The organism is Streptomyces sp. NPDC047072, from assembly GCF_040643855.1.
GTDB lineage: Bacteria > Actinomycetota > Actinomycetes > Streptomycetales > Streptomycetaceae > Streptomyces.
The window spans coordinates 42,443-55,081 of record NZ_JBEYVC010000041.1 but is presented as its reverse complement, the minus strand read 5'-3'; the positions used below and the strand labels follow the sequence as shown (position 1 = coordinate 55,081).

General features: G+C 73.0%; 10 protein-coding genes. 4 read left to right on the top strand and 6 right to left on the bottom strand.

The genetic code is table 11. The annotated features are described in order from the left end of the window. The first annotated feature begins 198 nt into the window (after positions 1-198). From ABZ896_RS19810 to ABZ896_RS19800, 3 genes are all read left to right on the top strand, one after another. Complete coding sequence (locus ABZ896_RS19810; RefSeq protein WP_360930256.1) at positions 199-3,105, top strand: BTAD domain-containing putative transcriptional regulator; 2,907 nt, start codon at positions 199-201, stop codon at positions 3,103-3,105. Between the two features lie 229 nt (positions 3,106-3,334). Continuing rightward, the gene (locus tag ABZ896_RS19805; RefSeq protein WP_360930254.1) at positions 3,335-3,508 is read left to right on the top strand and encodes a hypothetical protein; all 174 of its coding nucleotides are present in this window, start codon (positions 3,335-3,337) and stop codon (positions 3,506-3,508) included. A gap of 133 nt (positions 3,509-3,641) precedes the next feature. Then, entirely contained in the window at positions 3,642-4,583 is a 942-nt protein-coding gene (locus tag ABZ896_RS19800; RefSeq protein WP_360930251.1) for a hypothetical protein, read from the top strand. A gap of 72 nt (positions 4,584-4,655) precedes the next feature. On the opposite strand, the gene ABZ896_RS19795 is transcribed toward ABZ896_RS19800, so the two are convergent. Genes ABZ896_RS19795 through ABZ896_RS19780 form a run of 4 tightly spaced genes read right to left on the bottom strand, consistent with a single transcriptional unit; the run spans position 4,656 to position 8,000 of the window. Next, entirely contained in the window at positions 4,656-5,630 is a 975-nt protein-coding gene (locus ABZ896_RS19795; RefSeq protein WP_360930248.1) for an alpha/beta hydrolase, read from the bottom strand. Between the two features lie 36 nt (positions 5,631-5,666). Beyond that, positions 5,667-6,452, bottom strand: coding sequence for an enoyl-CoA hydratase/isomerase family protein (locus ABZ896_RS19790; protein WP_360930245.1), 786 nt, complete (start codon positions 6,450-6,452; stop codon positions 5,667-5,669). Then, positions 6,437-6,844: an OB-fold domain-containing protein gene (locus ABZ896_RS19785; protein WP_360930243.1), complete on the bottom strand. Its 408-nt coding sequence runs from the start codon at positions 6,842-6,844 to the stop codon at positions 6,437-6,439. The genes ABZ896_RS19790 and ABZ896_RS19785 overlap by 16 nt, the downstream gene beginning before the upstream one ends. 1 nt (position 6,845) lies before the next feature. Beyond that, the gene (locus ABZ896_RS19780; protein WP_360930241.1) at positions 6,846-8,000 is read right to left on the bottom strand and encodes a lipid-transfer protein; all 1,155 of its coding nucleotides are present in this window, start codon (positions 7,998-8,000) and stop codon (positions 6,846-6,848) included. A gap of 105 nt (positions 8,001-8,105) precedes the next feature. Here ABZ896_RS19780 and ABZ896_RS19775 point away from each other — a divergent pair, with 105 nt between their 5' ends. Then, entirely contained in the window at positions 8,106-9,686 is a 1,581-nt protein-coding gene (locus ABZ896_RS19775) for a FadD3 family acyl-CoA ligase (protein ID WP_360930238.1), read from the top strand. A gap of 32 nt (positions 9,687-9,718) precedes the next feature. Here ABZ896_RS19775 and ABZ896_RS19770 read toward each other — a convergent pair whose 3' ends face one another. Next, entirely contained in the window at positions 9,719-10,180 is a 462-nt protein-coding gene (locus ABZ896_RS19770; RefSeq protein WP_360930235.1) for an SUKH-4 family immunity protein, read from the bottom strand. 44 nt (positions 10,181-10,224) lie between these two features. Then, positions 10,225-12,570 carry a PQQ-binding-like beta-propeller repeat protein gene (locus tag ABZ896_RS19765; protein ID WP_360930232.1) on the bottom strand — a complete coding sequence of 782 codons (2,346 nt, stop codon included), beginning with the start codon at positions 12,568-12,570 and terminating at the stop codon, positions 10,225-10,227. Positions 12,571-12,639 lie beyond the last annotated feature (69 nt).

The window sequence follows — 12,639 nt, the reverse complement described above, 5'->3', positions numbered from 1 at the left end:
CGGGGGCCCGAGGCCGACCGGGGATCCAGGGCCGACCGGGGGCCCGAGGCCGACCGGGGATCCAGGGCCGACCGGGGGCCCGAGGCCGACCGGGGGCCCGAGGCCGACCGGGGGCCCGAGGCCGACCGGGGATCCAGGGCCGACCGAGGATCCAGGGCCGACCGGGGATCCGGAGGTGACTCGAGGTCCAGGGCTGTCGTGTCGAGCGCCAGGCTTCGCTTCGGGGTGCTCGGGCCGGTGCGGGCCTGGCGCGGCGAGGAGCTGCTGAACACCGGCTCGCCCCAGCAACGCGCCCTGCTCGCCGCCCTCCTGCTGCGCGAGGGCCGTACCGCGACCGCCGCCGAGCTGATCGACGCCCTGTGGGGCGAGGAGCCCCCGTCCCAGGCGCTGGCCGCCCTGCGCACGTACGCCTCCCGGCTCCGCAAGATCCTCGACCCCGGCGTCCTGGTCAGTGAGTCCGGCGGCTACGCGGTGCGCGGGCTGCACGAGGACGCACTCGACCTCGCGGCCGCCCAGGAGCTGGCGGCGGAGGCGGAGAAGGCGCGCAACGCCGGGGACCTGTGCCACGCCCGGGACCTGCTCGGCCGCGCCCTCGCCCTGTGGGACGGCGAGGTGCTGGCGGGCGTACCGGGCCCGTACGCCGAGGCCCAGCGGGTCCGGTTGGAGGAGTGGCGGCTGCAACTCCTCGAATCCCGCCTCGACATGGACCTGGAACAGGGCTGCCATGCCGAAGCCGTCTCGGAGTTGACCGCCCTCACGGCGGCCCACCCCCTCCGCGAGCGCCTGCGCGAACTGCTGATGCTCGCCCTGTACCGCAGCGGCCGCCAGGCCGAGGCCCTCGCGGTCTACGCCGACACCCGCCGCCTGCTCGCCGACGAACTCGGCGTGGACCCGGGGACGGGCCTGCGCGAACTCCAGCAGCGCATCCTCCAGGCCGACCCGGCCCTCGCCGAGCCCTCCTCCCCCGTCGCCGAGCCCGCCGCCCTCCCCGTCCGCCCCGCCCAACTCCCCGCGTCCGTCTCCGACTTCACCGGACGGGCCGCCTTCGTCTCCGAGCTCGGCGAGGTCCTCGCCTCGGCCGAGGGCCGGGTGATGGCGGTCTCCGCGGTGGCCGGCATCGGCGGCGTCGGCAAGACCACCCTCGCCGTGCACGTCGCGCACCAGGCCCGATCCGCCTTCCCCGACGGCCAGTTGTACGTCGACCTCCAGGGCGCCGGCGCCCGCGCCGCCGAACCCGAGACCGTCCTCGGCGCCTTCCTGCGCGCCCTGGGCACCGCCGACTCCTCGATCCCGGACACCCTGGAGGAACGCGCGGCCCTGTACCGCTCGGTCCTCGACGGCCGCCGGGTCCTGGTCCTGCTCGACAACGCCCGCGACGCCGCCCAGATACGGCCCCTGCTGCCCGGCACGGAGGGCTGCGCGGCCCTGGTGACCTCCCGGGTCCGCATGGTCGACCTCGCCGGGGCCCACCTGGTCGACCTGGACGTGATGTCCCCCGAGGAGGCGCTCCAGCTCTTCACGAAGATCGTCGGCGTGGAGCGGGTCGCCTCCGAGCGCGAGGCCGCGCTGGACGTCGTAGGGGCCTGCGGTTTCCTCCCGCTCGCGATCCGCATCGCCGCCTCGCGCCTAGCGGCCCGGCGCACCTGGACCGTCTCCGTGCTCGCGGCCAAGCTCGCCGACGAACGCCGCCGCCTCGACGAACTCCAGGCCGGCGACCTCGCCGTCAAGGCCACCTTCGAGCTCGGCTACGGCGCCCTGGAACCCGCCCAGGCACGGGCGTTCAGGCTCCTGGGCCTCGCCGACGGCCCGGACATCTCGCTGGCCGCCGCAGCCGCCGTACTCGATCTGCCGGCGGAGGAGACCGAGGACCTCCTGGAGTCCCTGGTCGACACCTCGCTCCTGGAATCCGCCGCCCCCGGCCGCTACCGCTTCCACGACCTCGTACGCCTCTACGCGCGTGCCTGCGCCGAACGCGACGAGTGGCCGCCCGGCGAGCGCGCGGCGGCCCTGTCCCGGCTGCTGGACTTCTACCTGGCGACCGCGGCGGCGGTGTACGCGATCGAGCGGCCCGGCGACCGGCTGGTGGAGCACCTGGCCACGCCGGAGTACCCGGGGCTCGCCTTCCCCGACCGCGGCTCCGCCCGGGACTGGCTCTACTCCGAGGCCAACTGCCTGCTCTCCTGCGCCCGTCAGTCCGCCGCCCGGCCCGACACCCTCGCGCGGGCCATCGACTTCCTGTGGGCGGCCGTCGACCTGTCCGAGTCCGGCGCCAACTCCAAGGAGTACGAGGCCGCGGCGATCACCCTGAGGGAGGCCGCCCGAGGTGTCGACGACCCGCGCGTGCAGGCCCGGGCGCTGCTGACCCTGGCCCACGCGCACCTCGACGGCGGCCGCTTCGAGATGGCCGACGAGGAGGCCGAGCAGGTCATCCGCCTCGGGCACCAGGCCGGTGACCTGCTGCCGGTGTGCTGGGCGCACAACGCCCGCGGTGCCATCGCCCTCTACCAGGGGCGCACCGAGGACGGCGAGGAACAACTCAGCCTGGCCATCGAGCACTTCCGCATCCTGGGCGACCGCGCGGGCGAGGCCAGCGCCCTGTGCAACCTCTCCCGCAAGCACCTGGCCACCGGCCGGGTCCGCAGCGCGGTCAGCCTGGCCCAGGAGGGCATGGAGATCTACGACGCCATGGGCAACTCCATGCGCGGTGCCAACGGGCGGTACGCCCTCGGGATGGCCCTCACCCAGAGCGGACGGCTCGACTCCGCGGCGGACCGGCTCCTGGAGGCGCTGGAGGTCTTCCGCGACAGCCGGCAGCGGCTGTGGGAGGGCATGACCCTCTTCCGGCTGGCCGAGGTCGACATCGCCGGGCGACGCTACGCCCAGGCCGCCGCGAACGCCGAGATGGCCCTGACCGTACTGCGCGGGATCGGCGGCGAGTGGCGGCGCGGCAACGTCCTGACGGTCCTCGGCCACGCCCTCACCGGCGTCGGCCACACCGGCCGCGCGCGGGTCTGCTGGGAGGAGGCCATGCACATCTACGAGGACCTGGGCTCCCCGGAGGCGACGACGGTACGCGCCCTCCTGACCCCGGTCCAGGCCGCCTGACCAGCCCGGAAGGGGTCGGCCCCCGCGTTCATCATTCGTTTATCCCGGCCGTACATTCTGTAACTGGTCAATCCGTCGCGTCGGGGGGCAGACGGGTCGACACGGAGGGCCGCGCATCGGAACACGAGGATGAGCGGCCTACGGCCCGTCCGGTTGTCCTCGGGGGAGTGACCGGGCGGGCCCCGCCGTCCATGCACCGCACTGCCACACCACACAGGGGAGAAGCACCATGAGCAACGAGTCGACCGCCAAGCCCACCGACATCCACGTCACCGACGAGCCGACGGCCGTGGCGGCGAAGGTCAAGGCCACCGACGGCGAGGCCACCACCAACGGCGACATCCACGTCACCGACGAGCCGGTCACCGCCCAGGACATCCACGTCACGGACGAGACGGCCTGACGGCACCGCCACGCACGGGGGACGGCCGCGGCAGAGCGGAGGGGGACCTGCCGCGGCCGACGTGTGTCCGGGGAGCGCCGGGTTTTCCACAGGTACGAGGGTCCCGTCCCGCTCCTCCGGGACACTGACCGGCATGGAACACAGGGGGGACCTGGGACCGCTCGTCGACCAGGGCGTGCTGCTCACCTCACGGGCACTGGCATCCGGCTGGTCCCGCAGCGCCCTGTCCCGACGCCTGACCGCCGAGTCCTGGACCCGGATCAGACACGGGGCCTGGGCCGAGCCCGGCCGGCCGGTGGACGCCGCCGTACGACTGCGCGCGGCCCAACTCCTGCACCCCCGGCTCGTCGTGAGCCACGGTTCGGCCGCCCGGCTCTGGCAGATCGAGACACTCGACGCCGATCCCGCCGCGCCGGTCGAGCTCACCGACCCCGACCTCCGCTCCCACCCGCGCGCCCCCGGCGTACGGGTGCACCGCATCCCCCTCGACGCGGCCGACGTCGCCGTACGGCAGGGCCTGCGCGTCACGGACGTCGCCCGCACCCTCGCCGACCTCCTGCGCGCCGGACCTCGCGACGACGCCCTGGTCAGCGTGGAGTCCGCGCTCGGCCACCGCAGGGTCGACGGCACACGCCGCCCACCACTGACCACCCCGGCCGCCCTCGCCGTAGCCCTGGAACCCCCACTCCTCGGCGCCGACCGGGCACGCCGCCACCTCCGCCTCGCAGACCGCGGCTCCGGCTCCCCCGCGGAGACGATGGCCCGCCTCCACATGCACGACGCCGGCCTCCACCCGGAAACCCAGGCCGAGGTACACACCCGCACCGGCCACCGCCGCTACCTGGACTTCCTGTTCCGCAAGGAGGGCCTGGCCGTGGAGATCGAGGGCTACGCGTACCACGGCACCCGAGACTCCCACCGCCGCGACCTGACCCGCTTCAACGAAATCCTCCAGTGCCCACAGATCCGCACCTTGCTCCGCTTCAGCGCCGAGGACGTCTTCCACGCCCCGGCCCGCATACTGCGTGAGATCCACACGACCTTGGCCACCTTGAGCGCGGCCGGGAGGTGGTGATTGGTGCGGTTGTCCCGCGCGAGGGTCCGATTTGGGTGATTTGCGAGGCGTCAAGCGGGACAACCGCACCAATCACCCACGCCCCCGCAGCGACGCCAGGAACCCCACCAGGGCCTCGTTGACCTCCTTCGGGCGCTCCTGTTGGGTCCAGTGGCCGCAGCCCTTCAAGAGCACCGGCGGCTCCACCAGGTTCGGCATCAGGTGTGGGAGTTTCTCGATCAGGTCCGGGGTGCCCGGGAACGCCGGGACCAAGTCTCGGTCGCCGTAGATGTAGAGGGCGGGCGTCGTCACGCGGGCGTCGTGCCACGGCGCCGTCAGTTCCCAGTTGTGGTCCAGGTTGCGGTACCAGTTCAGGGCGCCGGTGAAGCCCCCCGTGAAGCTCGCGGTGAGTTCGTCGAGGTCCTCTTCCGTGAGCCAGGGCGGGAGTGTGGCCGGGGTCGGCATGTCCGCGAGCCAGCCGCGGTTCAGGTCGGTGACCAGGGCCTGTTCGTACCGGCCCGCGCCCGGGGCGTCGCCCGAGGCGCCGTACAGGAGCCTGCGCAGGGCCGCGCGCGGGTCCTTGCCGAATTCCGCGTCGGCGGCGCCCGGTCGGTTGAAGTAGTTCCAGTAGAAGTGGCCGTCGAACCGTTCCTGCATCACCTTCAGCGGCGGGCGCTCGCCGCGGAACGGCGGTGGCACGCTCAGGCCCGCCACCCCGAGCACCACGTCGGGGCGGAGCAGCGCGGTGTGCCAGGCCACCGGCGCGCCCCAGTCGTGGCCGACGACGTACGCCTGCCGCTCGCCGAGCGCGTGGATCAGGCCGATCACATCGCCCACGAGGTGGAGGATCGAGTACGACGACACGTCCTCGGGGTGGTCGCTCGCGCCGTATCCGCGCTGGTCGGGGGCGACCACCCGGAAGCCGGCCGCGGCGAGCGGGGCGAACTGGTGGCGCCAGGAGTGCCAGGACTCCGGAAAGCCGTGCAGCAGGACGACGAGCGGCCCCTCGCCCTCCTCCGCGATGTGCAGCCGTATGCCGTTCACGTCGAGCGTGCGGTGTTGAACCATGGGGCGAGCTTACGTCTGCATGGGGCATCTACGTTGCTAACGCAATCTGAAGCCGGGCCGGCGGGCGTGGAACAGGTCCGCCTGGCGGTCCAGGGGGAGGTTTCCGAGGGAGACCAGGTGGGGGGCCTGCGCGAAACCCTGCCTCAGGGCTGCCTCCTTGGCGGCCCAGAGCGCGCGGACCGTGCCCTGCACACCCTCCGGCGGATGCCCCGCGATCACCGAGGCCACGGCGATTGCGGCCGCCAACGCACCACCCGGCTCGGTGAGTTCGGTGACCAGGCCGATGGAGTGGGCGCGTTCGGCGGAGAGGCGTTCGGCGGATCCCGTCAGGGCCATGCGGGCCGCCTCGCCGTGCGGCATCGACAGCGCCATGAGGACCGACTCGTACGCGCTGACCATCCCGTACGTGGTGTGCGGGTCGAAGAAGGAGGCGGTGGTGTCGGCTACCAGGAAGTCGCTCTCGCCCAGCAGATAGAAGGCTCCGCCGCAGGCCATCCCGCGCACGGCCGAAATCACCGGTTTCCACAGGTCGTTGGATTTCGGGCCCACGTGCAGGAGCGGGTCGTCCGCCATGTACGGCGACTCGGGCTGCGGGACCTCCGCGTCACGGTCCAGGCCCGTGCAGAAGGCCCGGTCCCCCGCTCCGGTCAGCACGATCGCCCGTACGGTGGTGTCGAACCGCAACTCCCGCCAGGTCTCGATGAGTTCGTCCCGCATCGTGAGGTCGATGGCGTTGAGGCGGTGCGGGCGGTCGAGGGTGACGACGGCTACTCCGGTGTCCTTGTCGGCCGCCACGCCCAGCGTCTTCACGACAGCACCCACTGCGGGAGACCCTCGGCGAACACCGCGTGGACCTTCGCGCCGATGCGGATCCGGTGCGGATCAAGGGAGTTGAGGGGGGCGCCCGGGGCGGTGACCAGGTTGCCGACCAGGCGGATGCGGGGGGCCTCCTCCAGCTCGACGAGTACGACGTTGTACGGGGCCTGGGCCGCGTAGTCCGGCAGGAGCGGGGGGTGGGGGACGACGTAGGACCAGATCCTGCCGTGGCCCGACATGAGCCGCCACTCGCTCGTGAAGGACTGGCAGTGCGGGCAGCAGGGGCGGGGCGGGAAGCGGAGTTCGCCGCAGTCTGCGCAGGACTGGACGCGGAGTTCGCCCTGGGCCGCGTAGCCCCAGAAGGGGGCACCGGTGTCGTCGACGACGGGGTCGAGCATGTCAGCTCCTGTTCGTCAGCAGCAGCGCGGAGGTGGGGACGCCCTCGCCGGCGGTGACGAGGCAGGTGGCGGCGCCCGGGACCTGGGCGGTGCTGGTCCCGCGCAGCTGCTGCACCCCTTCGTGGATCAGGTTGAAGCCGTGCACGTACGCCTCGGACAGGCCGCCGCCCGAGGTGTTGAGCGGCAGCCGGCCGCCGATCTCCAGGGATCCCTGTTCGGTGAACGCGCCGCCCTCACCGCGTCCGCAGAAGCCGTAGCCCTCCAGGGAGAGCGGGACGAGGGAGGTGAACGCGTCGTAGATCTGGGCCACATCGACGTCCTGCGGGGTGAAGTCGGCGTGTTTCCACAGGTGTCGGGCTGCGGTCCAGGCCGGTCCGGTGAGCGGGTCGTCGTTCCAGTAGTTGACCATGCCGTGATGCTGGGCGGGCAGGCCCTGGGCGGCGGAGTGGACGTAGACGGGCCGTTTGGCGCAGTCGCGGGCGCGCTCGGCGGAGACGACCACGCACGCCAACGCCCCGTCCGTCTCCAGGCAGTTGTCGAAGAGGCAGAGCGGTTCGCTGATCCAGCGGGCGTTCATGTACATCTCGCGGGTCAGGGGGCGCTCGTACATCACCGCGGCCGGGTTCTGGTTGGCGCGGTTGCGGCAGGCGAGGGCGACGTTGAAGAGGTGGTCGCGGGTCACGCCGTACTCGTGCATGTAGCGGCGGGTGAGCAGGGCGATCTCGTCGGCGGGGCGGAGCAGTCCGAAGGGTCTCGTCCACTGGGCGGGGGTGGGGAGTTGGACGGTGGTGTTGGTCCAGGGGCGCGGTCCGGAGCCGCGTTTGCGGGAGCGCCAGGCGACACCGACGGTGGCCTGGCCACTCGCTATCGCGGCGACGAGATGGGCGACCGTGGCGCACGAACCGCCGCCGCCGAAGCCGACCTTGCTGAAGAAGGTCAGGTCGCCGAGGCCGACCGCCTTCGCCAGCTCCACCTCGTCGGTCTCCTCCATCGTGTAGGAGGCGAGCGCGTCGACCTCGCCGGGGGCGATCCCGGCGTCGTCGAGGGCGGCCAGGACCGCCCGGCAGGCGAGGGTGCGTTCGTCCTCGGGGAGGTGCTTGGCGAAGGGGGTCCGGCCGATCCCGACGACGGCGGTGGCGTTCTTGATCCCGGCCATGTGCACGCCTCCACGCTGCTGAAGGGCTGCTGACAGGGCGTCAGGGTACAGCTAATCTGACGGGTAGTCAGCTACGGGATCGCTCCGGGGATCTGGAGGCATGCGATGCGCGGTGACGTGGAGTGGGGGAGCATTCCGGGACTGGTCCGGTCCGCGGCCGAGCGGTACGCGGACGTCGAGGCCGTGGTGGAGGGCCGTACCCGGATCTCGTACGCCGAACTGGGCGCCCGCGTCGAACGCGCGGCGGCCGCCTGTCTCGCGAACGGCGTGCGGCCGGGCGACCGGGTGGGCATCTGGGCGCCCAACTCCCTGGACTGGATGGTCTGCGCGCTCGGCGCGGTGTCGGCCGGGGCGGTGCTCGTCCCGATCAACACCCGCTTCAAGGGCGCCGAGACGGTGTACGTGCTGCGCCGCAGCGGGGCCCGACTGCTGTTCGTGACCGGCACGTTCCTCGGTACGTCGTACGTGGCCTCGCTGCGGCGGGCGGTCGCGGACGGGCCCGGGCTGCCGGAGCTGGAGCAGGTGGTCGTCCTCTCCGATGACGCGCCCGCCGACTACCGCACCTGGAAGGACTTCCTGGCGAGCGGGGACGGGGTCGATGCCTCTGAAGTGCGGGCCAGGACCTCGGCAGTTGACGGCTCCTGGCCCTCGGACATCGTCTTCACCTCCGGTACGACGGGGCGGCCCAAGGGGGCCGTGATCACGCATGCGCAGACCTTGCGGGCGTACGAAGTGTGGTGCGAACTCGCGGGGTTGAGGCAGGGCGACCGCTATCTGATCGTCAACCCCTTCTTCCACACCTTCGGTTACAAGGCGGGCGTGATCGCCTGTCTGATGCGCGGGGCGACGATGATCCCGCAGCCGGTCTTCGACGTGGAGACGGCGCTGGCGAACATCGCGGCGGAGCGGGTGTCGGTGCTGCCGGGGCCGCCGACGCTGCACCAGTCGCTGCTCGACCACCCGGCCCGGGACACCCACGACCTCTCCGCGCTGCGGCTGGTGGTGACGGGGGCGGCGGTGGTGCCGTTGCGGCTGGTGGAGCGGCTGCGGGGCGAGTTGGGCGTGGAGACGGTCCTGACGGCGTACGGGCTGTCCGAGGCGAGCGGCATCGTGACGATGTGCCGGCGCGGCGACGAGCCGGCGGTGATCGCCTCGACATCGGGGCGGGCGATACCGGGGACGGAGGTGCGGGTCGAAGCGCCCACCGGGGTCGAAGCACCCACCGGGCAGCCCGGCGAGGTCCTGGTCCGGGGCTTCAACGTGATGGGCGGCTACTACGAGGACGAGGCCGCGACCGCCGAGGTCCTGGACGCGGAGGGCTGGCTGCACACGGGGGACGTGGGCGTGCTGGACGCGGCGGGCAACCTCCGGATCACCGACCGCATCAAGGACATGTTCGTCGTCGGCGGCTTCAACGCGTACCCGGCGGAGATCGAGCAACTCCTGGGCCTGCACCCGGCGGTGGCCGACGTGGCCGTCATCGGCGTCCCGGACCCCCGCCTCGGCGAGGTGGGCAAGGCGTACGTGGTCCGCCACCCGGACTCCGTCACCACCGCCGACGACCTCATCGCCTGGTCCCGCCGCGAGATGGCCAACTACAAGGTGCCGAGGGCGGTGGAGTTCGTACGGGAGCTGCCACGGAACGCCAGCGGGAAGGTGGTGAAGGGGGAGTTGCGGGGGCGGTAGGGCGCGTCTCCCCCATGACGCACATCATGTCGTCACGCGCTCATGCCGTAGCCGAGTTCCTCGGCCGCGGTGTGCCAGAAGGAGTTCTCGTCGGTGACGGCCGCGGCGTCGAGGTTCCCGAAGCGTTCCAGGAGCGCTTCGGTGAGTTCGTCGGCGGCCTCTTCGGCGAGGTCCGCGGCCTCGTCCTCGTCCAGGCCGTCACCGGGGCCCTCGTAGGCCTCGGCCTCGGCGGCGGCCTGCTCGTAGGCGCGGGCGAAGGCGGCGAACGCCTCGACGCCGGAGTTCACCAGGTGCGGGGCGTCGTCCTCCGGCAGGTACCACAGGGAGCCGTCGTCCCGCCGCAGGGCGAGCGCGCTCAGCCCCGGGTCGACCGCGACCAGGGCGTGGCGCACACCGTCGACCGTGCGTTCGACGAAGGGGGCGTCCTGCCACTTCCCGGGATACGGGGAGTTCGCGCATCCGGCCAGGAGCGAGGCGACTTCGGTGTCGTTCATGCCGGGAACATAGCCCACGGCGGGAATCGCCTTCCGTCGGCCCCTCAGGTCGTCCGCGCCGTCCCCGTCCCCTTCTCCGCGTCCAGGGCGTACACGCAGCGGTCCTTGCTGCACGCGTACACCACGCCGTCCTTCACCACCGGCGAGCCGGTGATCTCGCCGCCCGTCGCGAGCTTCCAGCGCAGGCGGCCGTCGTCGGCCTTCAGGGTGTAGAGGAGGTGGTCCGTGGAGCCGAAGTGGATCCGGCCGTCGGCCACCGCGGGGGCGCCCACGATGTCGCCGCCCGCCTGGAAGCGCCACTTCGGCGTCCCGGTGACCGCGTCGAGGGTGTAGAGGCCCTTGCCGCTGCCCACGTGCACATGCCCCCCGGCGACCAGCACCGGCTCGACCGACGCACGGGCTTCTGTGGCGATGCGCCAGCGGTCGCGGCCGTCCGTCGCGTCCAGGGCGTAGACCGTGCCGAGGTAGTCCGCGAGGTACACGCCGCCGCCGGCCACCGCGGGGCCCGGCACGAAGGTCGGCGGCGAGAGGAACACCGCCGGGGCCTCGAAGTGCCAGCGCACATGCCCGCTCACCACGTCGATGGCGAGCACGCGCGTGCCCGCGGAGACGTACACGAACCCGTCGTGCGCGTGCGCGATCCGCACCGGCACCCCGCCGCAGGAGGCGGCGTCGCCGATGGGGTACGACCAGCGCTCGTCGCCGGTACGGGCGTCCAGGGCGCGCAGCCGCGCGTCCTGCCAGACGTAGACCGTGCCGTCGTGGAGGTCGGGGCCCGCCTCGGGGGCCTCGAAGTCGGTCTGGCAGCCGGCCAGCTCCCAGAGTTTCTGGCCGTTGGAGGCCTCCCAGCCCTGGACGCCGCCACCCCGGGTGCCGGTGACGACGGTGCCGCGGCCGGCCTTGAGGGAGTACACCCAGGCGTCGGTGTTCAGCCGCCACTGGTCGGCGCCCTCGCGGGCGTCGAGGGCGAAGAGGGTGGGGCCGTCTGAGGCGTGGATACGGCCGTCCGCGACCGCCATCGACCAGGCCACGTCCCGCGTCTTGAAGCGGCGGCGACCGGTGGCCACGTCCAGGGCGTGCACCTCGAAGGAGGTGACGTAGACGAGGTCCCCGGCGACGGACGGAGTGCCCCACACGTCGTTCGACATGCGGAAACGCCAGGGTCGCCAGCCGGCCGCGGTCTCCGGCGGCGCGGGCGGGGCGGCCGGAACAGCCGGTCCTACGGCGGGCTCGGTGCCGTTGACGCCGGGGCGCGGCCGGGACCAGGAGGCGACCAGGCCGGCCTCCGGCGGCGGCGCCTTCACGGCGGCGGCGCGGACGTCGGCGACGCGCGGCCCGGGCCCGATCGGGACCTGGCCGCCGTCGATGCGGACCGGGCCGGTGTCGGGGGCGCCGACCGGCACGGGGACGACCGGGTCGTGGGAGGGCGGGGGCGGCAGCTGCGGGGTGCGGCCGCCGCCGCTGCGGGCGGCCTGGGTGGCCACGGGTGCCGGGCGGCCCCCGCGCCGGGACTCGATGAGCGCCACGGCCTTCTCGGGCAGCCAGGCCGACGCCGTACCGCTGTCGTCGGAGCCGGAGCCGAAGAGGTGCGGGGCGAGCTGGGACTGGAGGTCGGCCGGGTTGGGCCGGGCGGTGGCCTCCATCTGCATGCAGGACTCGATGAGCGGGCGCAGCTCGTCCGGCAGGCCCTCCAGGTCCGGGCCCTCGCGGAGCAGCATGAAGACGGTTTCGACGGGGTTGGCGCCGTGGAAGGGCGGGTGGCCGGTGGCGGCGAAGACCAGCATGGAGCCGAGCGAGAAGACGTCGCTGGCGCCGGTGACGCTGCGGGAGTCCTTGGCCTGCTCGGGGGACATGTAGGCGGGTGTGCCGACCGCCACGTTCGTCATCGTCAAACGGGTGTTCGAGACGCCGGACGCGATGCCGAAGTCGATCACCCGGGGGCCGTCCTCCACGACGAGGACGTTGGAGGGCTTGAGGTCGCGGTGGACCAGTCCGGCGCCGTGGATGGACTGGAGGGCCTCGGCGACGCCCGCCGCGAGCCAGCGCACCGCCTGGGCCGGGAGCGGCCCGCAGTCGTTCACTATCTCTTCGAGGGAGGGCGCGGGGACGTACGCCGTGGCCAGCCACGGCACGGCCGCGCGCGGGTCGGCGTCGACGACGGCCGCCGTGTAGAAGCCGGAGACCGCCCGGGCCGCCTCCACCTCACGGGTGAAGCGGACCCGGAAGAGCTGGTCCTCGGCGAGCTCGGTGCGCACCGTCTTGATCGCCACGCGCCGGCCGGACGCCGAGCGCGCGAGATAGACCAGCCCCATGCCGCCGGCACCCAGCCGTCCCAGCACCTCGAACGGCCCGATCCTGCGCGGATCGTGCTGCGTCAGCTGATCCACCACGTGTCCTGCCACCTCCCCGTACGGGCCCCGACCCTTACCTGTGTACGCGACCCCGTGCAGCGTCTCACC

Excerpts from the sequence above, each read along its gene's own strand:
- ABZ896_RS19805 (WP_360930254.1), top strand. The coding sequence starts at position 3,335 with ATGAGCAACGAGTCGACCGCCAAGCCCACCGACATCCACGTCACCGAC.
- ABZ896_RS19800 (WP_360930251.1), top strand. The coding sequence starts at position 3,642 with ATGGAACACAGGGGGGACCTGGGACCGCTCGTCGACCAGGGCGTGCTG.
- ABZ896_RS19770 (WP_360930235.1), bottom strand. The coding sequence starts at position 10,180 with ATGAACGACACCGAAGTCGCCTCGCTCCTGGCCGGATGCGCGAACTCC.
- ABZ896_RS19775 (WP_360930238.1), top strand. The coding sequence starts at position 8,106 with ATGCGCGGTGACGTGGAGTGGGGGAGCATTCCGGGACTGGTCCGGTCC.
- ABZ896_RS19795 (WP_360930248.1), bottom strand. The coding sequence starts at position 5,630 with ATGGTTCAACACCGCACGCTCGACGTGAACGGCATACGGCTGCACATC.
- ABZ896_RS19780 (WP_360930241.1), bottom strand. The coding sequence starts at position 8,000 with ATGGCCGGGATCAAGAACGCCACCGCCGTCGTCGGGATCGGCCGGACC.
- ABZ896_RS19785 (WP_360930243.1), bottom strand. The coding sequence starts at position 6,844 with ATGCTCGACCCCGTCGTCGACGACACCGGTGCCCCCTTCTGGGGCTAC.